This window comes from Pseudomonas anatoliensis (genome assembly GCF_017976235.1).
GTDB lineage: Bacteria > Pseudomonadota > Gammaproteobacteria > Pseudomonadales > Pseudomonadaceae > Aquipseudomonas > Aquipseudomonas anatoliensis.
Genome location: NZ_JACVHC010000006.1, coordinates 247,199 through 268,847, shown reverse-complemented (window position 1 = coordinate 268,847; position 21,649 = coordinate 247,199). Strand labels below are relative to the sequence as shown.

The 21,649-nt window shown below is 59.7% G+C and carries 23 protein-coding genes and 1 pseudogene; 15 read left to right on the top strand and 9 right to left on the bottom strand.

Going from position 1 to position 21,649, the window contains the following annotated elements:
• The 5 genes from ICA16_RS20880 to ICA16_RS20860 all read left to right on the top strand — a co-directional run bounded on the left by ICA16_RS20880 (position 1) and on the right by ICA16_RS20860 (position 5,376).
• On the top strand, positions 1 to 2,589 hold the full coding sequence (locus ICA16_RS20880) for a phage tail tape measure protein (protein WP_210701402.1): 2,589 nt from the start codon (positions 1 to 3) through the stop codon (positions 2,587 to 2,589).
• Positions 2,589 to 3,467: a phage tail protein gene (locus ICA16_RS20875; RefSeq protein WP_210701401.1), complete on the top strand. Its 879-nt coding sequence runs from the start codon at positions 2,589 to 2,591 to the stop codon at positions 3,465 to 3,467. Before ICA16_RS20880 ends, ICA16_RS20875 begins: the two co-directional genes overlap by 1 nt.
• Positions 3,467 to 3,673: a tail protein X gene (locus tag ICA16_RS20870; protein WP_210701400.1), complete on the top strand. Its 207-nt coding sequence runs from the start codon at positions 3,467 to 3,469 to the stop codon at positions 3,671 to 3,673. Before ICA16_RS20875 ends, ICA16_RS20870 begins: the two co-directional genes overlap by 1 nt.
• Entirely contained in the window at positions 3,661 to 4,689 is a 1,029-nt protein-coding gene (locus ICA16_RS20865) for a phage late control D family protein (protein WP_210701399.1), read from the top strand. The genes ICA16_RS20870 and ICA16_RS20865 overlap by 13 nt, the downstream gene beginning before the upstream one ends.
• Positions 4,690 to 4,842: 153 nt before the next feature.
• Positions 4,843 to 5,376, top strand: a complete 534-nt coding sequence (locus ICA16_RS20860; protein ID WP_210701398.1) for a phage baseplate assembly protein V — start codon at positions 4,843 to 4,845, stop codon at positions 5,374 to 5,376.
• On the opposite strand, the gene ICA16_RS28230 is transcribed toward ICA16_RS20860, so the two are convergent.
• Both ICA16_RS28230 and ICA16_RS28225 read right to left on the bottom strand, forming a co-directional pair.
• A complete protein-coding gene (locus ICA16_RS28230) occupies positions 5,377 to 6,054 on the bottom strand; it encodes a DUF4145 domain-containing protein (protein ID WP_228734206.1) in 678 nt (225 codons plus the stop codon). It abuts the gene before it with no gap.
• Between the two features lie 105 nt (positions 6,055 to 6,159).
• Positions 6,160 to 6,747 (bottom strand): DUF4145 domain-containing protein, encoded by a 588-nt coding sequence (locus ICA16_RS28225; protein WP_228734205.1) that lies wholly within the window; start codon positions 6,745 to 6,747, stop codon positions 6,160 to 6,162.
• A gap of 177 nt (positions 6,748 to 6,924) precedes the next feature.
• Between ICA16_RS28225 and ICA16_RS20845 the strand changes: the two genes are divergently transcribed.
• The 6 genes from ICA16_RS20845 to ICA16_RS20820 are packed head-to-tail and all read left to right on the top strand — an operon-like array spanning position 6,925 to position 10,871.
• Complete coding sequence (locus tag ICA16_RS20845; RefSeq protein WP_210701397.1) at positions 6,925 to 7,302, top strand: GPW/gp25 family protein; 378 nt, start codon at positions 6,925 to 6,927, stop codon at positions 7,300 to 7,302.
• Positions 7,286 to 8,407 carry a baseplate assembly protein gene (locus ICA16_RS20840; RefSeq protein WP_210701396.1) on the top strand — a complete coding sequence of 374 codons (1,122 nt, stop codon included), beginning with the start codon at positions 7,286 to 7,288 and terminating at the stop codon, positions 8,405 to 8,407. Before ICA16_RS20845 ends, ICA16_RS20840 begins: the two co-directional genes overlap by 17 nt.
• Positions 8,400 to 8,954, top strand: coding sequence for a phage tail protein I (locus ICA16_RS20835; protein WP_210701395.1), 555 nt, complete (start codon positions 8,400 to 8,402; stop codon positions 8,952 to 8,954). Before ICA16_RS20840 ends, ICA16_RS20835 begins: the two co-directional genes overlap by 8 nt.
• A complete protein-coding gene (locus ICA16_RS20830) occupies positions 8,955 to 9,809 on the top strand; it encodes a glycine-rich domain-containing protein (RefSeq protein ID WP_210701394.1) in 855 nt (284 codons plus the stop codon).
• Positions 9,810 to 9,858: 49 nt separating this feature from the next.
• Positions 9,859 to 10,059: a Com family DNA-binding transcriptional regulator gene (locus tag ICA16_RS20825; RefSeq protein WP_210701393.1), complete on the top strand. Its 201-nt coding sequence runs from the start codon at positions 9,859 to 9,861 to the stop codon at positions 10,057 to 10,059.
• On the top strand, positions 10,020 to 10,871 hold the full coding sequence (locus ICA16_RS20820) for a DNA cytosine methyltransferase (RefSeq protein WP_210701392.1): 852 nt from the start codon (positions 10,020 to 10,022) through the stop codon (positions 10,869 to 10,871). The genes ICA16_RS20825 and ICA16_RS20820 overlap by 40 nt, the downstream gene beginning before the upstream one ends.
• A gap of 280 nt (positions 10,872 to 11,151) precedes the next feature.
• Here the strand turns inward: ICA16_RS20820 and ICA16_RS20815 are convergent, their stop codons facing one another.
• On the bottom strand, positions 11,152 to 11,556 hold the full coding sequence (locus tag ICA16_RS20815) for an HPF/RaiA family ribosome-associated protein (RefSeq protein WP_047299805.1): 405 nt from the start codon (positions 11,554 to 11,556) through the stop codon (positions 11,152 to 11,154).
• A gap of 200 nt (positions 11,557 to 11,756) precedes the next feature.
• Positions 11,757 to 12,704 carry a LysR substrate-binding domain-containing protein gene (locus ICA16_RS20810; protein ID WP_042557721.1) on the bottom strand — a complete coding sequence of 316 codons (948 nt, stop codon included), beginning with the start codon at positions 12,702 to 12,704 and terminating at the stop codon, positions 11,757 to 11,759.
• A gap of 135 nt (positions 12,705 to 12,839) precedes the next feature.
• Between ICA16_RS20810 and ICA16_RS20805 the strand changes: the two genes are divergently transcribed.
• Positions 12,840 to 14,216, top strand: coding sequence for an L-serine ammonia-lyase (locus ICA16_RS20805; RefSeq protein ID WP_210701391.1), 1,377 nt, complete (start codon positions 12,840 to 12,842; stop codon positions 14,214 to 14,216).
• 320 nt (positions 14,217 to 14,536) lie between these two features.
• Entirely contained in the window at positions 14,537 to 14,854 is a 318-nt protein-coding gene (locus ICA16_RS20800) for a DUF3509 domain-containing protein (protein ID WP_210701390.1), read from the top strand.
• Here the strand turns inward: ICA16_RS20800 and ICA16_RS20795 are convergent.
• Complete coding sequence (locus ICA16_RS20795) at positions 14,851 to 15,351, bottom strand: phosphate-starvation-inducible protein PsiE (protein ID WP_150605499.1); 501 nt, start codon at positions 15,349 to 15,351, stop codon at positions 14,851 to 14,853. The genes ICA16_RS20800 and ICA16_RS20795 overlap by 4 nt on opposite strands.
• Before the next feature lie 325 nt (positions 15,352 to 15,676).
• On the opposite strand from ICA16_RS20795, the pseudogene ICA16_RS20790 reads away from it, so the two are divergent.
• Positions 15,677 to 15,931: pseudogene (locus tag ICA16_RS20790) on the top strand (YebG family protein); the annotation flags it as partial.
• A 153-nt stretch (positions 15,932 to 16,084) separates the two neighbouring features.
• On the opposite strand, the gene ICA16_RS20785 reads toward ICA16_RS20790, so the two are convergent.
• Complete coding sequence (locus ICA16_RS20785; protein WP_150595001.1) at positions 16,085 to 17,104, bottom strand: Leu/Phe/Val dehydrogenase; 1,020 nt, start codon at positions 17,102 to 17,104, stop codon at positions 16,085 to 16,087.
• A gap of 186 nt (positions 17,105 to 17,290) precedes the next feature.
• On the opposite strand from ICA16_RS20785, the gene ICA16_RS20780 reads away from it, so the two are divergent.
• On the top strand, positions 17,291 to 18,094 hold the full coding sequence (locus ICA16_RS20780) for a SirB1 family protein (RefSeq protein WP_150605496.1): 804 nt from the start codon (positions 17,291 to 17,293) through the stop codon (positions 18,092 to 18,094).
• 87 nt (positions 18,095 to 18,181) lie between these two features.
• On the opposite strand, the gene ICA16_RS20775 is transcribed toward ICA16_RS20780, so the two are convergent.
• From ICA16_RS20775 to fahA, 3 genes are all read right to left on the bottom strand, one after another.
• Positions 18,182 to 19,537: an MFS transporter gene (locus ICA16_RS20775; protein WP_210701389.1), complete on the bottom strand. Its 1,356-nt coding sequence runs from the start codon at positions 19,535 to 19,537 to the stop codon at positions 18,182 to 18,184.
• 158 nt (positions 19,538 to 19,695) lie between these two features.
• Positions 19,696 to 20,331, bottom strand: a complete 636-nt coding sequence (maiA, locus tag ICA16_RS20770) for a maleylacetoacetate isomerase (RefSeq protein ID WP_210701388.1) — start codon at positions 20,329 to 20,331, stop codon at positions 19,696 to 19,698.
• Positions 20,332 to 20,343: 12 nt separating this feature from the next.
• A complete protein-coding gene (gene fahA, locus ICA16_RS20765) occupies positions 20,344 to 21,648 on the bottom strand; it encodes a fumarylacetoacetase (RefSeq protein ID WP_210554538.1) in 1,305 nt (434 codons plus the stop codon).
• Position 21,649: the final 1 nt, after the last annotated feature.

Sequence of the window (21,649 nt, the reverse complement as noted above, 5' to 3'; positions counted from 1 at the left end):
ATGGCGAACGAAGTCCTCGTCGGTTTAAAAATTGGTGCCGTTGTTTCAGGCAGCCTCAACGCCGCGTTTGGTTCGGCCAAGTCGACCGTGCGCCAATTGGGTCAGGCCATGCAGGGGCTCACGGCCAAGCAACAGCAAATCGGCGATCAGCTGTCGGCCTCGTTGGCCCGTGGCGGCGTGGGCCTCGAGCGCCTGCGCCGGCAATACGACGCCGTAGGCCACACGCTGGACCAGCTCAACGCCAAACAGCTACGCCTCACGGCCAGCATCGCCCGCGGTGAAGCGCTGAAGTCCCAACGCAGTGAGTTACGCGGTCAGGCCATGGAGGTTGCCGGCACTGGCGCGGCATTGGGCGCGCCGGTCGTGCAGTCGATGAAAACCGCCATCAATTTTCAAGATCAGACCCGCGACATTGCCATCACCGGGGACTTCGACCCGGCGCAAGAAGCTCGCCTCAGCATGGCCATGCGCGGCGCCGCACTGAAGTGGAATCAAACCCAAACCGACGTCGCCAAAGGCACGGCCGTGTTGATCGCCGGCGGCATTGGCAATCTCAAAGAGTTATCCGCCTATGCCCCGGTGATGGCCAAAACCGCGACCGCCACCCGCGCCAGCATGGATCACTTGGGGGCGGTGGCGATTGCGCTGAATGACAACCTCAACATCGGCGCGGCGGGTTTTGAACGGTCGATGAACATGCTGGCGTTCGCCGGCAAAAGCGGCCAGTTTGAACTCGCCGACATGGCCAAATGGCTGCCGCAATTAACCCCGCAGTTCGCCGCGCTGGGCATCACCGGGGAGCGCGCCGTAGCGGAAATCGGCGCCTCGTTGCAGATCGCCCGCCGTGGCGCTGGCAGCAATGACGAGGCCGCCAATAACTTCAAAAACTTCCTGTCCAAGATCACCGCGCCCGACACGCTCAAGGCGTTTGAAAAGGCCGGTATCGACCTCAAAGGCAGCATGAAGAATCTGGTCAGCGAAGGGCTGTCTCCGGCCCAGGCCATGATCAATATCCTCACCCAACACTTGGGCCAAAAAGCCCCGGCCGCGGCGGCGCAGTACGGCAAGGCGCTGCACATCAAGGACGAGCACGAACGCCAAATCGCCTTGGCGCGGTTGGACGAGGCCTACAAGCTCGGCGAGTTGTTTGCCGACCAGCAGGTCTTGTCCTTCATCCGCCCGGCGCTGGCCAATCAACAAGACTTGGGCACTATTCAGCAAGGCAGTAAAGACGCCGCCGACAAAGGCACGCTCGATGACGATTGGGCCAAGCGCATGGGCAGCGCCAAAGAGCAGTTGAAAGAGCTGCGCATCAACCTGGTCGACGTCGGCATTTCTGTCGGCAATGCGTTGCTGCCGGCAATCGTTGAGGTCAGTCGTGCGGTGGTGCCAGTCATGCGCTCGTTCTCGGTCTGGGCCGGTGAAAATCCAGCGCTGATCAAGGGTGTTGTGGGGTTGGTCGGTGGCTTGTTGCTCGGCAAGATGGCCTTCATTGGCATCGCTTACGGCGCCAATCTGGTCATGGCGCCGTTTGTGGCCATGTCCACCACGGTTACCGCGTTGTCCGCCAAGTTCACCTTGCTGCGCAGTGCGTGGCAAATGGGCAAGTTCGGGCCACTGCTCACGACGTTAAAGCGCGTGGGTACGGGGTTGCGCAGGGTCGGCAAATTCGGCGGGCTGTTTTTGCGTGGTGCGTTCCTTGCGCTGGCCAGCCCCCTCAGGCTGGTCGCTCAGGGCGGGTTGATGTTGGCCAAGGTGCTGGGCGGCTCGTTGTTGTTCGGGTTAAAGCTCGCAGGCCAAGCCATTCTCTGGCTGGGCCGGGCTTTGATGATGAACCCGATCGGGCTGCTGATCACCGGCATCGCGCTGGCGGCCTACTTGATTTACCGCCACTGGCAGCCGATCAAAACCTTCTTCAGCAGCTTGTGGGCGGAAGTGAAAACCGGGTTCAGCGGTGGCCTGTCCGGCATCCTCGCGGTGTTGGTCAACTTTTCCCCATTGGGCTGGCTGTACCGTGCGTTCGCCGGGGTAATGAGTTACTTCGGCGTTCAGCTGCCGGGCAAATTCACCGAGTTCGGCAGCTTGCTCATCACCGGTCTGGTCAATGGCATCAGCAACAGTGCCGGCGCCCTGAAAGAAAGCGTGATCGGCATCGGTTCCGCCGTCAAAGGCTGGTTCACCGAAACCCTCGGCATCGAGTCGCCCAGTCGAGTATTCATCGGCTACGGCGCCAACATCAGCCAAGGCGCCGCGTTGGGCATCAGCGCCCAAGCCGGTCTGGTGCGCCAAGCGGCGTTGGGCATGGCCGCGCAAAGCCGCGTCGACATGGCGTCACCCAACCCGATGCACGTGTCCAAAGCCAGCACCCTGGTCGCGGGCGGGGCAATGTCTGCTGGCGCAAAAGCGCCGGCTACCGGCTCAATGACCTTTCATTTTTCGCCACAGATCAACGTGCCCGCAGGCGCCGGCATTGACGCCATCCAGCAAGGGCTACAGGCCGGTTACACCGAATGGATGCGCATGATGGAGCGCTATCTTCACGACACGCGCCGCCGTAGTTATGGGCCGTCAGATCAGGGCGGTGTTTGATGTTTGCCATTCTCGGCGACATTGAATTCACCGTGGCCGGTGGCATCAGCGCCATCGAACACAGCGGCTCTGCCGACTGGGCCGAGCACGCGCGCATTCAGGGCAAACCGTTGCTGGAATGGATCGGCGAAGGGCTCGACGAATGCCGCCTCACCATTGAGTTACACCCGGTGTTGGGCAACCCGGAACACCGCTTGCGCGCACTGCGCCAGGCCAAAAGCCAACACCAGCCCTTGGCGTTTGTGATGGGCAGCGGCGAGTACCTGGGGCCGTACGTCATCACGCAACTGAGCAACACCGTTCGCCGTGCCACGGCCACTGGCCAGTTGATGGCCGCCACGGTGCAAGTCAGCCTGCGCGAGTACACCGGGGCCTTCACCCGCAAGCCCCATCACCCAGGCTTACTCGATCCCACCACCAGCGACACCGCCGCCGCACACGATTCACCGGGCGTGATATCCCGACAGGCCTCTGCGCCCAGCACCGCGCAGCGCGTGATCAGCCACGCCAAATCAGCCGGCAACGTGTTGCGCGCCGGGCAAAACCTTTACGACGCCGTCAAAAGTGGCAACCCCTCAATCATCCTCGGCCAAGTCCCGCAACTACTGGGCGTCACCGCCCGCGCCATCGAGCCGCTGCAAGGCTTCCTCAACGCGGCAGGCCTATTGCGTGACGGCGCCGATTTATCCCGCTTGGGCGAAGACGTCTTGGGCAGCGTCATGGGCGCGCGTGCCAGCCTCAACCCGGTCGACCTGGCCAACATCATCGATCGCCTCGGCGCCTCACATGAAGCCCTCGACAACGCCGTCAGCGTACTGGACGGCGCCAACACCCGGCTGGCCGGTCTGGCCGCCGACGTCCTCACCCGGAGAATCTGATGTTTATTCCCCACCTCACCACCGAAGGCGAACGCTGGGACCAATTGGCTTGGCGCTACTACGGCGATGCCCACCGTTATTGGCCCATCGCCCAGGCCAACCCCAACGTGCCGCTCAGCGGCACGCTGCCCTCGGGCCTGACCTTGGCCATTCCGCTACTCGCCGCATTGCCCACCGCACAGGACTTACCGCCATGGATGCGCTAAACCCGCAACAGGTCCCGCAAGCGCGCTTCGTGCTGACCTACCAACAGCGCAACATCACCCGCGATATTAGCGAACACTTGCTGTCACTGACCTACACCGACCACCTGACCGGCCAGGCCGACAGCCTGGCCGTCGAACTCGAAGACACCCAAGGTCACTGGCGGGACGCCTGGTACCCAGGCCACGGCGACACCCTGACCTTAGCCATCGGCTGGGAAGGCGCCCTGATCCGCACCCTCGGCCGTCTGCAAATCGACGAAGTCGAACTCACCGGCCCACCTTCAACCATCACCATCCACGCCCTGGCCACCGGCATCAACGACCCACTGCGCACCCTCGAACACCGTGCTTACGAAAACCTCACCCTGGCCGCCATCGCCCAACAAATCGCCACACGCCAAGGCCTGACCCTGGTCGGCCACATCGAGCCTATTCCCTTGGACCGCCTGACCCAACAAGACACCGACCTGACCTTCCTGCGCGACCTGGCCGCCACCTACGACTACGCCTTCAAAATCACCGGCCAACAACTGGTCTTCCACGCCATCAGCCAACTCGCCTACGCCACACCCGTTGCAGCGCATCGCCTCACAGACCTGGCCCACATCCACCTACGCGACCAAATCAAAACCCTCCCCAAAGCCATCGAAATCAAACACAAAGACCCAGTCAAAAAACAACTCATCACCTACACACTGATCAACAACCAAACCGTCGCCGCCCCCAGCAGCGCCACCCAAACCACCACCAGCGCCGACACCCAAAAAAGCCGCCAACGCAGCACCACCACAGAACAAACCCAAGCCCAAGCCAAAGCCCAACTCGCCCAAGCCAACCGCCAACGCACCACCGGCCAATGGACCACCCAAGGCCAACCGCACCTCACCAGCGGCAACGTCATCACCTTACACACCACCGGCCAACTCAACGGCCGCTACCTCATCACCTCATCCACCCACCGCATCACCCGCGACGGCGGCTACACCACCCACCAACAAGTCACAAGAATCCCCTAAACACCCCAATACCCCTGTAGGAGCTGCGGCACGCTGCGATCTTTTGATCTTCATCGCCAAAAAGACCAGACACAAAAATCCCTGTGGGAGCGAGCTTGCTAGCGAAAACGCCCGCCCATCCACCCCAAAACCACCCGACCAAAACGAGCCCCAATGCCCACCCAACTCGAATACGGCGAAGTCACCGCCCTGGACCACAAAACCTGCCGCCTCCGCGTACGCCTCGACGACCGCGACGGCCTCCAGACCTACTGGCTCCAAATCCCCCAACGCAACACCCAAGGCACCCAACGCCGCCCACTCATGCCCGAACTGGGCGAACAGGTCGCGGTGCTGCTGGATGCGGATGGCGCGGGCGGGGTTTACCTGGGCGGGATCTACTCAACCGCGGAACCACCACCGGTGGTGGATGAGGACACGGACTATGTGCGGTATAGCGATGGGACGGTGGCGGCGTATGACCGGGCGGCTGGGGTGATGACGTTGGAGTGTGTGGGGGAAGTGGTACTGAAATGCGGGGGCGATATAACTATTGAGACAACGGGAATAGTTTTATTGAAAGCGCCTTCCGGAATAGTCGACATCCAGCAGGTCACTATAAATGGTGACTTGCTGGTGAATGGCGATATCAATGCCGTAGGCAAAATTACAGATGTAGGAGGCAATTCGAACCATCATAGCCACTGATCACGTTTTGGAAGCATCTCTCCGCTCCACAGCAGCTAGCGCACCCGGAGGCAAGGATGAATAAATATCTTCAATGGCTGCAGGCTGTGCGATTTGATTTTCGACGATGAGGTTAATTAGACCGAAAAGTGGTGCGACCATCTCCGGCTTATCATCAATATTCAGTTCGCCGGGATGCACAGCGTTGTTGGCAATTATGCGGATAGCGTCAAGAGCACGTTGTATCTTTACAGGCATTCCTTTGCTTACAAGCGACCCTATAAGCTCATTTATATTGCCTTTCTTTCCAACAAGGCCTTCACAAAGCTTTTGAAGGCTTAGTCGCAGGAGGGCAGCCGCAGACCTGTGGGATACTGAAAAAACCTGGCGTGCCTCCTCGTAATCAGTTTTAACTTCTTCTGGCATCATTTCATGAGCGGCAGGTGCTTCGAGTACCTGAGCTGGGTAAACAATTTCCGCTTTACCCGACTTGAAGACCTGAGCGAATGCATCTTCTTCCAAGCTACCCGGAGAGATCCAAAGACTTAGGTCGCTGCAGGAATGACAGATCGCCATCGAGATCATTGTGTAGGCGTAATTTGTAGACCGCAGAGGCTGCCACTCCATGCCAGCAAATGCACCACAGTGTGGACAGTTAAAGCTAGCGGCGTTATAGGTTGGTGGCACTGTCCGACTCATAAATCATCCTGATTTCGTTTTTACGAAGGCAATGCTCGACGGAAGCGAGGCACATTGCGATACATGTTGTCTGAGAATATGGAATTATGTCATCACAAGCGACGATCAAATATCTCGGCGTTTGTTTTCAGGAGTGAGCGCTCGGATGGTCTCAAGCTCCTTCTCCTCAGTGATGCAGTGACGAACAGCCATATTCAATAGTGTGAAAAGCACCAGCGCGACCTCTGGTGTGTCATTGAGGTTAAGCGTCCCAGGGTGCACAGATTCATTTCCGAAAATACGAATGGTATCAAAAGCCTTCAATACACGTGGGGGCAACCCCATTTCTACAAGTTCGCCAATCTGTTTGTGGATGTCGCCTTTTCTGCCCAATAGCTCCTGACAAAGTTTTTGTACGCAAAGCCGTAAAAGCGCAGCGGCTGCCCGAGGAGAGTGGTTAAAGACTAGACGAGCCTCCTCAAAATCTATCTTTATATCTTCAGGCATATCTTCTTCGGCCTGAGGCGCAACGCAGTCATGGGGATAAATTAGAGCCTGACTTCCTCCTAAAAGCCCTAACAGAGGCAAGCCTGGAGTCGGCATGCTCCCATCATCGTCATCAATCCACACGCTTGGTTTTTGACATGCCGCGCAAGTCGACAACGTAATAGATGCGTACTCATTGCTATTTAACAGCAAGTCATTCCATTTCATCCCTGCGAACGCACCACACCGTGGGCAATTGAAGCTCTCCGCTCTAAAGCATGGCGTAACATTAGCTCTGCTCATTTTCCAGCCTCGACTGCCATCTTCTAACCCCTAACTTAACCTGCATTACCCTCTAAACTCGATTAAAAGCGTAACACCAAGAGCCCCCCCATCATTGGGCCCATGACAACGCCCATCCCCCATACCAGCATCACCGCCACCCACTGGCAGCCCGCACTCGGTACCACCGGCGAGATCGTCGAGGGCCTGCGCGACATCGACCAATCCCTACGCATCATCCTCACCACCCCCAAAGGCAGCGACCCACACCGCCCAGAATTCGGCAGCAACTTGCACCTCTACATAGACTGGCCCACCAACCGCGTCACCCCACACCTGGTACGCGAAGCCATCGAAGCCATCCGCAGCTGGGAACCGCGCGTCAGCGTGATCGCCGTCAACATCCACATCAGCGCCCAAAAAATCATCGTGCGCGTGCAATGGCGTGTGACCGGCCGGCTTCCCCAGCTAACCGAGGTCCTTTATGCACCAACTGCCTAAACCCGAATTCATCAAAATCGACCCCGCGGCGCTCGAAGCCGAACTGATCGCCCGCTACGAAAAACGATCCGGCAAAACCCTGTACCCAGCCCAAATCGAACGGCTCTACATCGACCAGATCGCCTACGCCGTCTCCCGTTTACAAATGAGCATCCAACACGCCGGCGAACAACTGCTGGTGCGCTTCGCCCGCGGATCGATCCTCGACTACCTCGGCGAACTGGTCGCCACACCGCGACTCCTCGCAAAAGCCGCCCGCTGCACCTTGCGCTTCAGCCTGCCGACCATAACGACCCGGCCTGTGCTAATCCCGATCGGCACACCGGTCAGCACCCAAGATGCCAAGCTGATCTTCATCACCGACCGAGACGCAACACTGGCCGCCAACCAAACCCAAGTGACCGTCACTGCCACCTGCCTGACGGCGGGTGAACAAGGCAACGGCTGGACAGCAGGCCAGATCAGCGTCCTCGGCAACCCACCCGCAATAGGCCTGACCGCCAGCAACACCACGTCCACCGCCGACGGCGCCGCGGACGAAGACGACGACCGCTACCGCGAACGAATCATCCTGGCCCCCGAAGCCTTCAGCAACGCAGGCAGCCGCGCCGCTTACCGCTACCACGCCTTGGCCGTGCACCAGTCCATCATTGACGTCGCCGTCCACGGCCCCGACGAGGGCCAGCCCGACGGCCACGTTGCGCTATACCCACTGACCGCCGAGGGCCTGCCCACACCGCAACTTCTGCAAGACATAACGCGTCAGATCAGCGGCGAAAAACTGCGCCCGCTCTGCGACACCGTCCACGCCATAGCCCCGATCGAAGTCAGCTATGCAATCAACGCAAACCTCACCTTCTACGAGACCGCCGACCGCAACGCCACCATGGCCGCGGCCCACGCAGCAGCCAACACCTACGCGCAAGAATGCAGCGCCACACTTGGCCGCGACCTGGTGCCCGAACAACTCACCGCCGCGCTGCAAGTCCCCGGCGTATATCGCGCGGACCTGCAAATGCCGCTAGACAGCCGCGAGCTCAGCGGCAACGAATGGGCCCACTGCACCGAAATCAAATTGATCGATGCCGGAGTCGCCCATGGCTGAGCAACCACTGTGCCCCGCATTGGCCGGCGACGAACGTTTCACCTTGCTCTGCGACATGCTCGACCAGTCACTGGCCGACCTCGACCTCAACGCCATGCTGGTCTACCTGATCGACCTGGTGAAACCCAAGTTACTGCCACACCTGGCCGACCAGTTTTCACTACTCGACGAAGCCGCCTGGCAACTGGCCGAGTCCGAGCAAGCCAAACGTAACCTCATCAAAAACGCTATCGAACTGCACCGCTTCAAAGGCACCCCCTGGGCGATCCGCGAAGTCATCCGCCTGCTGGGCTTCGGCGAAGTCACCCTCCAAGAGGGGCCACAAACACAACCCGACATTGGCCCCGACGCAAAGCCGATGTGGCCGCTGTACCGCGTCATCCTCAAACGCGTCATCACCAACGACCAAGCGGTGCTCCTGCGCCGCGTCCTTCTGTCCGTCGCCCCGGCACGCTGCCGGCTGGTCTCACTCGACTACCAGTCAGTTGCCATTCGCTACAACGCAGTCGCCCGTTACGACGGCCAATACAACCATGGAAGCAGCTAAATGGCCGACCTACCCGAAGCCAACGAATGGACGCCCGGCGTCTACCAGATCGAAACCTCCGACCCGGTCGTGGGCGGACCCGACGGCGTCACCAACCTGCCGATCAAACAGCTCACCAACCGCACGCTATGGCTCAAAGAGAAAATCGAATCACTGCGAACCGTCGCAGAAAAAATTATTCACGCTACCGAAAGAACAGTAGGCATGGCGCGCATCGCAACCAAGCACGCCGTTAAAGCAGGCACCGAAACCAACACCATCGTCACCCCCAAAACCCTCGCCGACCTTTACCCGTTCCGCGGTCGCACCGTCTATTCCAAACCCGGCGTTCACACCTGGAACGTACCGTCAGGCGTCACCAAAGCATGGGTCGTCGTAATCGCTGGGGGCGGCGGTGGCGCACGATCCTCTACCTATCCGGGCCCCTCAGGTGGGTCGGGCGGCGGCATCGCCAGAAAACTCGTCGACCTGCGCGGCTTAGCCACCGTTACCCTGACCGTAGGCGCGGGCGGCACAGGTGCTTCCACTCCCGACACAAGAGGTGCAAACGGCAGTGCATCTGCGTTTGGGAGCTACCTGAGTGCTACCGCTGGAGTGGGCGGAATGCTCGATGGGAAAGCGCCCCATGGCGGCACAGGCGTTGGCGGGGACGAAAATGAAACCGTTGGCTTCGGCGGTCATCCCGTGGGCGGCGCCAACCACACTTCGTTTCTGGGAGGCGCCGGTGGCGGCGGCGAGTCCGGTGCATCCTGGGAGGACGCCCGCAAACCCCAAACACCAGGACACGGCGGCGGAGGCCGCGGAGGCAGCGCAGCACCAGACGGCGCGGACGGACGCGTCACCGTCCAATGGTGATTAACACCGAGAGGCGAACTGACGATCGCACAACGCAATGGACCTAACCATGCAAGACATCCGCTGTGGCCAATGCCACCGCAAACTCGCCACCGCGCGAGGCGTCACCGAACTACAAATCAAGTGCCCGCGCTGCGGAACACTCAACCACCTGAAGGCCCCGAGCCTCCTATCCGAATGCCCTGAGCATCTGCCCAAACGAGCGCAGAAGTGCCCCAGCCAACCATTGGAAGCCTGTTCGCAGGCATAGGAGGATTTGATGCCGGATTCGAAAACGCAGGCTACCGCACCGCCTGGCAAGTGGAACTCAACCCCACCAACCGGGCTGTCCTTACCGACCGATTTCCACACGCCACCCAACACGAAGATGTGCGCCACTGCGGCGCCCACAACCTCCAACCCGTTGACGTCATCACCGCAGGCTTCCCCTGCCAAGACATCAGCATCGCCGGCAGCAGACCCGGCAACCGAGACACCCGAGGCCTACGCGGCGAACGCAGCGGCCTGTTTTGGGAAGTCATACGCATCCTCCAAGAAACACAACCTCGCTGGGTGGTGCTTGAGAATGTCGTTAACCTGCTCGCTATCAACGATAGCCAAGACTTTGAAACAGTCATCCGGGCCCTTGCGGACAGCGGGTATGTGGGATTCTGGCGAGTGCTTAATGCTCAATATTTCGGAGTCCCCCAACAACGTCGTCGAATATTCCTGGTTGCAGGTCATCGACGCATGCCCCCCATGGAGCTGCTGGCTGACGCCGCGCCAGTGGAAGCAATACCTCCAGCGTCTCAATCGCAGCCCTGGCCACGCCCCGCGGATGCATGGGCTGCCAATACTCTATTGGCAAACAAAGCCGGCTCCCAAATCGCTATGGGCTGTACCACTTTCATCGCTCACCCGAACGGATGGCATCAGATGGCTGAGCGGCAGCGAACGTCTGAAAATGATGGGCTTTGCCTCGGACTGGATGCGGCCAACCTTGCAGAAGCTTTCGCTGCCGGAAACGCCGTCGTCCCGCAAATCGCACAATGGATCGCCGAAAAACTCATAAAAGCAGGCTAAAGCAAACAGCGGGAACCCAGTTCCCGCTACCATCCTGCAATTCCTTTGCACCCAGTGCAAAAGACCCCAACCCGAAATACCGCGCGCTAAGGCCCAAGCTTTACGCGCGCGGCATCATCTGATGTTTTGAAAAGCCCCTCACCCTAACCCTCTCCCTCCAGGAGAGGGCTGGGGTGAGGGTTTGGAGCCTGAGCCGTGCACAACCTCCAGCAACACCACAAACAAAAACGGGCCTGCATCAGCAGGCCCGTCCTCATTGGGTGACTAACTATTCAGCGCATCAACTGTTGATCGCTGCCTGTTCGTTCTCTAGAAATTCTTCTTCCAACAGCGCGTCGTTTGTTTTGCTGAACGGCACTACAGCGGCACGTGGTTTACCTCGCAGTTTGCCAAAGAGGTGTTCCAGCGCGTGCTCGAGTTTTTCGGCAGCGCCATCGATCGCCAGCTCCAGCGAATCGGCTTTATGGGTAACGGAAACCGGTTGATGGCCTTTTGGCCGCGCTTCCAGTTGGCAGCGCAAATCGTGGGGACCTGGTTTGTCACCGTTCTCGTCGCTCAGATGGACTTCGACACGGGTCAGGTCTTCTTCATAACGTTCGAGCGTGCTCTCAATGGTGGTGCGTACCCACTCCTCCAGTCGTTGACTACTTTGAATATGGTTATCGCTGTTGACTTGGATTTGCATAGTTCATCCCTTATTTCAGCTAGCTCGCGAGAGGCCTTGAATTGAATTTCCTGACCCCTTGGTTACAACAATCGGCCCGACCGTCGAACATTTCAACCCCTGAAAAAAGATAAATATTCATTCGCAAAAAAAACCGGACAACCGAGCAAGGCGCTGGTAAGGTCGGGAGTTGGGTCGGCATGCCTTCCGGCAAAATCTGCTCACAATTGCCCGTCGTTCAACGGGTGCAAGCCGCGAAAAATCCCCGCCTCCTCCACCAGCCAGTCATGCACTGCACGCACGCCCGGATGACTCAACGCGCCCGGCGCATACAGCAATACATAACGTTTGTGATTGGGCACCGACAGCCCGAACGGCACGATCAACGCGCCCCTTTCCAGCTCATCATTGAGCAATGTGCGCCGGGCAATCGCGACGCCCATGCCAGCGATGGCCGCTTCGATGGTCAGATGATTGCGATTGAAAGTATGCCCACGCCGCACGTCGGCGCCTTCGAAGCCGATTGCATTCAAATAAAATTCCCATTCCGCATATTCATAGCTGCCGCGCCAGGCGGTGATGTCGTGCAGCAAGGGGAAATGCACCAGATCCACCGGTCCATGCAGCGGCGGGCGCCCGCGCAAAAGGCTTGGCGCGCACACCGGGAAAATCTGCTCATCGAGCAACGCTGTGGATAACAATCCCGGATAACTACCGTCGTTCAGGTCGATGGCCAAATCGAAATCGCCCTCATGCAACGGCACGCTGCTGTCCTCGGCCACCAGTCGCAACTGAATGTCCGGGTAGCGCTGCTGCAAGCGCGGCAAACGCGGCGTCAGCCATTTGCTGAGGAACGATGGGATGGAACGTACCCGCAAGATCCCGCTGATCATCCCGGCATCCAGTCGACGCAGTTCGGCATCAATGCTGCCGTACGCCTCATTCACCGTGATCGCCAGCCGCTGCCCTTCCGCGCTCAACTCCACGCCACGCGCACGCCGGTGAAACAGGCGAAAGCCGAGGCGCTCTTCCAATTGGCGGATCTGCTGACTGACCGCACCCGGCGTGATGTGCAGTTCCTCAGCACAACGGGTGAAGGACAGGTGCCGCGCGGCACAGGAAAATACCTGCAGCCAGACGTAGGTCTGGGCATGCAATTGACGACTCATCGTTTAGTCCTGCTAAAGGCTGTCTTAGGAAGTTTCGTTGGTCACGTCCGACCGAGCGAGGCAGTATCGCCGACATTGCGCTTGTCCGACAAAAAATGGCAGCGATTCCTCCTCCATTGCTTGTAAGGGTTTAGCATGGCTATCAGTGTTTTCGATCTATTTAAAGTGGGCATCGGCCCGTCCAGTTCCCACACCGTCGGCCCGATGCGCGCCGCCGCGACCTTTGCTCAAGCACTGATCGATCAACGTCTGCTCAATGATGTGCGTCGCGTCGAAATCCGTTTGTACGGCTCGCTGTCGGCCACCGGAGTGGGTCACGCCACCGACCGCGCCACGATCATGGGCCTGATGGGCGAATGGCCGGACAGCATCGACCCGACGACCATCGATGCGCGCATCGAGCAACTGCGCAACACCGGGCAACTGCCCCTCGCCGACGGACGGTCGATTGCCTTCGACTGGCAACGCGATCTTCTGCTGCTGGACGAGAGCCTGCCCTACCACCCCAATGCCATGTCGCTGACAGCCTTTGGCGAATCTGCCGAGCTGTTTACGCAGACGTACTACTCGGTCGGCGGCGGCTTCATCATCGAAGCGGCGGAAGCTGAGTCAGGTGTGGCGCCGTCGGGTGACGTGGTGTTGCCTTACGATTTTTCCAGCGCCGCCGAACTGTTGTCGCTGTGCAAGCAGCACAATCTGCGCGTTTCCGAGCTGATGATGGCCAATGAACGCGCCTGGCGCAGCGATGCGGACATCCGTCAGGGCCTGCTGCATATCTGGTCGGTGATGCGCGAGTGCGTCGAGCAGGGCCTGCGCCACGAAGGCATCCTCCCCGGGGGTCTGAAGGTGCCGCGCCGTGCAGCGAAACTGCACCGCAGCCTGCTGGAAATCGGCAAACCGAATGTGATCAGCTCGACGCTGTCGGCGATGGAATGGGTCAACCTGTTCGCCCTCGCCGTCAACGAAGAAAACGCTGCCGGCGGGCGCATGGTCACCGCGCCGACCAATGGCGCAGCGGGGATCATTCCGGCGGTTTTGCACTACTACATGAAATTCAACCCGGACGCGTCTGACGATGACGTCGTCGCTTTCTTCCTGTCCGCGGCCGCCGTCGGCATTCTGTGTAAGAAAAATGCCTCGATCTCTGGCGCCGAAGTCGGTTGTCAGGGCGAAGTCGGATCGGCCTGCGCCATGGCGGCCGCCGGTCTGGCCGAAATACTCGGCGCCACTCCCGAGCAACTGGAAAACGCCGCCGAAATCGGCCTGGAACACAACCTTGGCCTGACCTGCGACCCGGTTGGCGGCCTCGTGCAAGTGCCGTGCATCGAACGCAACGCAATCGCGGCAGTGAAGGCCATCAACGCCACACAAATGGCCCTGCGTGGTGACGGCAATCACTTCATCTCCCTCGACCGGGTGATCCGCACCATGCGTGATACCGGCGCCGACATGCACGACAAATACAAAGAGACGTCGCGCGGCGGTCTGGCGGTGAACTGGGTGGAGTGCTGATCGGCCTGACTGCACTGTCTGCGATCACCCGCCCGCAAACGGGCCAAAAATGAACAAGGCGAGCCCAGTGCTCGCCTTTTTGTTGCCGTATTCATTGTTCGACAATTTTCCCGGCATGCACCTTGCTACCTCTGTAGGAGCTGCCGAAGGCTGCGATCTTTTGATCTTTCTTCAGAAGATCAAAAGATCGCAGCCTTCGGCAGCTCCTACATAGAAACAATTTGGCGAAATGGCCACGGAATGGCCGATGGTCTGGTGGGGCGAACCAACCCGATCACGGCCGGTCAACAACTGCACGTTCAATCAGGCGGTGACGCATCATGGACAACCCTTTTCAGATCATTACCGATACCTTCGCGCCGGACTATCAGATCAACCTGAGCATTCAAGGCCTGGACGGCAGCATCATGCTGACCCTGTCCAACAGCGGCCGGATCGTGGCCAAGCGGATGATCAGCGCCGAACAGCGCAATGACCCCAAACGCCTCAAGCTGTTGGTGCAGAGCATTCAATTCGGCATCGCCATCGAGCAGGGCCACAGCGCCATGGCGATTCTCGAAGCCATGACCAACGGCGACGGGCTGACCCCGCCACCGCCACAGATCAAAGGCCAGCCACGGCCAGCGGCCGGTCTTTAAAGTTCGCCCTTCTCAACATCGGGATGCTCACTCGAACCCGTACCGACTTTGCGTTGCGGGTATTCGATCTTCACCGAAGGAAATTGCGACGACGCGTAACGCACCACCAGAATCGAAAATGCCAACAGCAGAATGCCGCCGCACAGGTAGATGATGCCCATGTCCGGCGGGTTGTGGTGCGAGACGTTGGAGATCAGCAATCGCGTCAGCGCGGTGATCGCCACATAGATCAGGAAACGCACTGGCATGTGGTTGGTCTTGAAATAAATCCCGACCATCGCCCCCAGTTCCAGATAGATGAACAGCAACAGAATGTCATCGATCTTGATGTGCCCGACTTCGAGCATCCCGAGAAACTCCATCACCGCTGCATACGCGGTCACCGCACCGATGGCGAACAGCGCAAGGTAGTGAAAAGTCTCGACGAACAGGTTGCCCAGGGACTCGGCCAGTTGATGCACGTTTTGCCGCAGTTTCTCGGCCCAGTTGATTTTCACGATGAAGTTCCTTAGCCCGATTCGAGCGGATGATGCGTGTTGGACGTGACGGTTTTCTGCACGCGCCTGATTTCATGCAGAAACAGGGCCACGCATCATGGCGATGTGCCGCAAAACCCGCGCTGTGGCGTTTGGTCGCACATGCCCTGCTCATGTGGGTGAGCCTGCTTGCGAATGGCAGTCACACGGCTCGACTGACAAACCCTGAATTCGGTCTACATTGAAATGCCACTACCCAAAGCGCAGGGATTCGCTTATCCTTTTCGCTGTATATAGATACAGTAGTCGCAAAGACAACTAAATGTGAAGGCATGTGAGGTGGTGAATGGCCGTCGAAGTGGTATACCGCAGCAGCCGAGATCTGGAGCGCTTGTTCATGGATAAAGCCGAAGCTGACCGTCATGACAAAATGCTCGAACTGGCCGAATATCTGGCCGATGTGTTGCAAAAAGCCGTTCCGTCCCTGACTGAACAGCAAGTGGAAGAAGCCGGGATCTACATGGCGAAGAACCGTGATGTATTCGCCCGGGCATTCAAGAGCCAGCCTGATGCTCTGTCGGAGCTGATCAATGCGCCGGCCGAGCCGGTCGAAAAAGCCGAGGTGGAAGAATCTGCCGAAGCGCCGGTCAAGCCAGCCAAAGCGGCGAAAGCTGCAAAGTAACACCGCCCCCAATCAAGGATCGCAGCCCCTGTAGGAGCTGCCGAAGGCTGCGATCTTTTGATCTTCGCTCCATCACCGATACAAAACCCGCTCCGCCAACTCATCCGCCACCCGCGCCGGTGAACGTTTCTCCGCCTGCGCATGGGCAAAAACTTCCGTCAGCCGCGAGCTGATTTTCGACAGATGCGCGGTAATGGTGGTCAATTCCTCACCGCGATGTTTCAGCGAGACGTAAATCAGCCCACCCGCGTTGATCACATAATCCGGCGCATAAAGAATGCCGCGCCGTTCCAGTTGATCGGCCACATCCAGATGCGTCAGCTGATTGTTCGCCGAACCGGCCACCGCCGCGCAGCGCAGTTGCGCCACCGAGTGGCTATTGAGCACACCGCCCAGACCACACGGCGCAAGGATGTCGCACGGCGTGCTGAGCAACGCGTCGTTGGCAATCGGGTGAGCATTAAGCTGTTCCATCGCCAGTTGCACCTTGCCATGGTCGATGTCGCTGACCAGCAACTCGGCGCCAGCGGCGTGCAGTTGCTCGGCCAAGGCATAACCGACATTGCCCAGGCCCTGAATTGCCACGCGCAAGCCTTCGAGGTTGTCACTGCCCAGGCGCGCCATCGCCGTGGCGCGAATGCCGGCGAACACCCCCATCGCCGCGTGCGGTGCCGGATCGCCGGCCGACGTGGTGCTGGTGACGTGCTGGGTCTGCTGGGCGATGCAATCCATGTCCGCCACCGAGGTGCCGCTGTCGATGGCGGTGATGTAGCGACCGTCGAGCTGGTCGATGCACCGGCCGAAGGCTTCGAACAGCGCTGCACGATTTTCAACATGTATCGGGCGCACGATTACCGCAACGCCACCGCCCTGCGGCAGGCCCGCCAGCGCGGCTTTGTAGCTCATGCCCTGAGCGAGGCGAATGGCATCCTCGACGGCGGAGTCGTCGTTCGGATAGGCAAGATAACGACACCCGCCCAGGGCTGGGCCCAGACGGCTGTTATGGATGGCAATGACCGCCTTCAACCCGCAAACCGGGTCGACGCTAAGGTGCAGCGATTCCAGGCGAGTGCTTTGCATGAGCGCAAACATCGTTGGGCTCCCGAATCACTTCTTGTAGAACGCCAGTATAGGCTTGCCCTTGAAAATTGCTGGAGCGCACCGGAATAAGCAGGCGTGCAGACGACGGCTTTACGGCATATCTCTCGACCTGTTTACCGAGCCACTGGACGAATGCCACGGACGGGGCTAAAAACGAGGCATTCCACGGAGATTTCGATGAGTCCGCGCCAACGCTTTTTCGAGTGCCTGCACCGTTCACCGCCCGCGCTGTTCGAAGCCGCGCTGTGGATGGCTGCCGAGCACGAAAAAGCAGTCGATCCCGAGGCGCTGCTGGTGGAGTTCAAGGATCTGCAACAGCGTGTCAGCTACGGTTTGCCGATGTTGCCAGTCAGTGAGTTGGCGCAGCCGTTATTGCGGCGCATGAATGATCTGGGCTTTGCCATGGATGACTTCGCCCCGCTCCGTCCGCAGGCCGCTTTAATTCACAAAGTGTTGCAGACCCGTCGCGGGCAGCCGCTGGCGTTGGCCTTGATTGCGCTGGAACTGGCGCGCGGTCTGGAGATTCCCCTGGTCGGGGTCAACTTCCCCGGGCACTTCCTGTTGCGCGTGCCCGGTGCCGATCATCTGCTCGATCCGTGCGGCGGTCGCCGTTTGTATCCCAACGACTGTCGTGAGCTGTTACAGCGCCAATACGGGCCCAACATGAAACTCAATGCCGAGCACCTGTTGACTGCCACGCCGGCGCAGATGCTGCAGCGCTTGTCGCGCAATTTGCGCCAGTTGTACCTGACTCAGGATGACTTCATCGCGGCGCTGATTGACGCCGAACGCGTGCTTGAACTGGGCGATGCCGGCGCCGCCGATTATCTGGCCCGAGCGAGCCTGTATCAGCGGCTCGACTGCCCGAACGCCGAGCGGTTTGATCTGGAACATGCGTTGTTGCTCAGCGATGACCCGATCCAACGGCTGCGCCTGACCGAACGACTCGGGCATCTGCCGCCGAATTCAGTCGTCCACTAACAGCAAAAGATCGCAGCCTTCGGCAGCTCCTACAGGGTGTACACCATCCCAATGTAGGAGCTGCCGCAGGCTGCGATCTTTTGATCTTCAGCTTTTCAGCGCTTGCTCCACCACCGGCTGCCCAACGCTTTCCGAGGGCGAACGCACCTGGATGATCAGCAGTGCGGCGATGACGGCCGGAATCGCGCAGAAGAAGAAAATCTGCTGAACCGGAATGTGCATCGCCAGCAACAGACTGCCGAACAACGGCCCGAGAATCGATCCAAATCGCCCCACACCCAATGCCCAGCCGGTGCCGGTGGCGCGCACATGCGCCGGATAGAAATTACTGGCAAAAGCGTTCAGCGTCAGTTGTCCGCCAATGATGCAGAACCCGGCAGCAAACACGCAGGCCACCAGATAACGCGGATTGTCGTGGTTAAGCCCCAGCACAATGGTGCACAGCGCAGCGCCTGCGAGCACGCCGGACAACAGTCGCACCTTGTGTTTCAAGCGGTCGGCGAACCAGGCCATGCAAATCGCCCCCAGGGTGCCGGCGAACAGAAACATCGACGTCACCAGATTGGCCTCATTGAGTTTCAGGCCACTTTCCAGCAGCAGCGACGGCAACCAACTGATCATGAAATACAGCAAGATCAGGCTGACAAAAAAGGTCGCCCAGATCAGCAGGGTCGGCCGCGCGTAACCATTGCGGAACAGTTCGACCACGGTCAGTTTACTGCCCTGCTCGCGTTCATTCTGTTCGACCGAGGCCAGCGGAGGTTGCCAGCCCGGCAACATTCGCCCGGTAACTCTGCGCAGTCGCGCATAAGGTGGCTGATCACGCAGCAGGCGCGGCAAGGATTCGGGCAGCATCCACCAGAGAAACGGAAACAGCAGCAGCGGCGTCACACCACCGGCGAGGAACACTGCCTGCCAGCCGAACTGATCGATGAACCCGGCGGCTACAAAACCACCCGCCGCACCACCAAACGAGAAGCCACAAGCCGCCAGCGTGACCATCAAGGTACGCAAGCGTGGCGGCGAATAATCCGACATCAGCGCCATCGCGCTAGGCATTGCACCGCCCATACCGATGCCGCAGATGAAGCGCGCGACCATCAGCGAATTCAGGGAGTCGGCGAACACCATCAGCAGCGTCAGACTGGCGTAGATCAGCACGCAAGCAAGCAGAATTCGCCGCACGCCAAAACGGTCGGCCAGCGGCGTGACGGCGAGGGAGCCAATGGTGAGGCCTAGCAGGTTGGCACTGAACACAGGCCCGAACGCGGCTTTTTCCAGACCCCAATCCTGCGCCAGTGCAGGCACCACGTAGCCGAGCACCTGGGCGTCATAGCCATCGGTGACCAGCAACAAGGCGAGCAGGATCAAGAGCAACCACTGATATCGAGACACAGGACGGGCGTCGAGTGCCGCCCGGAAGCTGGCAATCTGGTTGTGCATCGCGAGGTACCTGTTTTGTTTTTATGGTTTTTTTGGTGGTGCAACACAAACCCTGTGGGAGCGGGCTTGCCCGCGATGACGGCAGCCCATCCGACTTAAATGTGTCTGCCAAATCGCTATCGCGGGCAAGCCCGCTCCCACAGGTTTTTTGGTGAGGCTTACGGTGTATCTGGCTGGTTGGACGGGTGAGCCTGGATGAATGCCGGATGCTCAGCGGCCAGCGCCGCGACTCGACGAATCCGCGGAAAAGCTTCAAGCGAAACATTGAAGCGCTCAGCCGCGTACAACTGCGGAATCAGATACACGTCCGCCACGCACGGCCACTCACCGAAACAGAATCCGCTATCGCCAATCAACTGTTCCACCGTCGTCAGTCCCTGGCTGATCCAATGGCTGATCCACGCCGTGACCTGCAGTTCGTCATGCCCCGACTGCCGCAGCCGATTGAGTACGCTGACGTTGTGCAGCGGATGCACATCGCAACCGATCACCGCCGCCACGCCGCGTACATGGGCGCGGGCAGCGAGGTCTTCGGGGAGTAGCGGCACCTGTGGATAACGTTCCTCCAGGTACTCGATGATCGCCGGTGACTGAATCAGCAGTTCGCCGTCATCGGTGCGCAAGGCCGGCACGCGGCCCTGTGGATTGATCGCCAGATACGCCGGCTGCCGATGCTCGCCACCGGGCGCCGCGATCAAGTTGACCGGCAACGCCTGATAGTCGAGACCTTTTAGCGCCAGTGCGATCCGCACCCGATACGACGAGGTTGAGCGGTAATAGGTGTAGAGATCCATGAGCCGCTCCTGTCAGCGCGCCGCCAGCACTTTGCCGCGGCATTCGCCAAAGCCGATCGAGGCGAAACCGTCGCGGGCACAACGTGCGCGCAGGATGATTTCGTCGCCATCTTCAAGGAATTTGCGCACTTCGCCGGACGCCAGTTCGATCGGCTTTTTGCCGCCTTCGGTGATTTCCAGCAGGCTGCCGAACTGACCGTTTTCCGGACCGGACAGCGTGCCCGAACCGAACAGGTCACCGGCCTGCAACTGGCAGCCGTTGACGCTGTGATGCGCGACCATTTGCGCGACGGTCCAGTACATGTAGCGGGTGTTGCTCAGGGTCAGGCGATGAGCCGGCAGATTCTGCTCGCGCATGGTTTCGGTGAGCAGCAGCACTTCCAGTTCGATGTCGAATGCACCGCCGTCCTGATCGCGCTTGTCGAACAGGTACGGCAGCGGCTGCGGATCGCCCTCCGGACGTGCCGGTTGTGCGGCGCGGAACGGCTCCAGCGCTTCGGCAGTGACGACCCACGGCGAGACGCTGGTGATGAAACTCTTGGACAAAAACGGCCCTAGCGGCTGGTATTCCCAGGCCTGGATGTCGCGAGCCGACCAGTCGTTGAGCAGGCAGAAACCGGCGATGTGTTCGGCGGCATCACCGATGGCGATCGAGTCGCCCATCTCGTTGCCCTGACCAATCCAGATACCCAGTTCCAGCTCATAGTCCAGACGCGCGCATGGGCCGAAAGTCGGCTCGGTAGCGCCGGCCGGCAGGGTCTGGCCTTTAGGACGACGGACATCGGTGCCGGACGCACGCACGGTGGACGCACGACCGTGATAGCCGATCGGCACGTGCTTGTAGTTCGGCAGCAGCGGGTTGTCCGGGCGGAACAGTTTGCCGACGTTCTGCGCGTGCTCGATGCCGACGTAGAAGTCGGTGTAATCGCTGATGCGCGCCGGCAGATGCATCTGGCAATCGGCGGCCAATGGCAGCAGTTTCGCGCCTTGAGCTTCGATGTCGCCGCGCTGGGTGCTGGTTTCGCTGAACAGTTCCAGCAGACGTTCGCGCAGGGCAACCCGCGCCTCGCGACCGAGGTCGAAGAAGGCATTCAACTGGCCGCCACGGGTGGCTTCCACAGCACTGCGAGCGGCGCCGTCGAACAGACCTGCTTCAAGGGCAACTTGCAGATCGAAGATGTGGTCACCAATGGCCACACCGCTGCGCGGTTCTGAACCGTTGATGCTGAACACACCCAGCGGCAGATTCTGCAGCGGGAAATCGGCGTGGCCGTTGGCCGACGCAACCCAGCTGCGGGTGATGGAATTCTGAGTCATG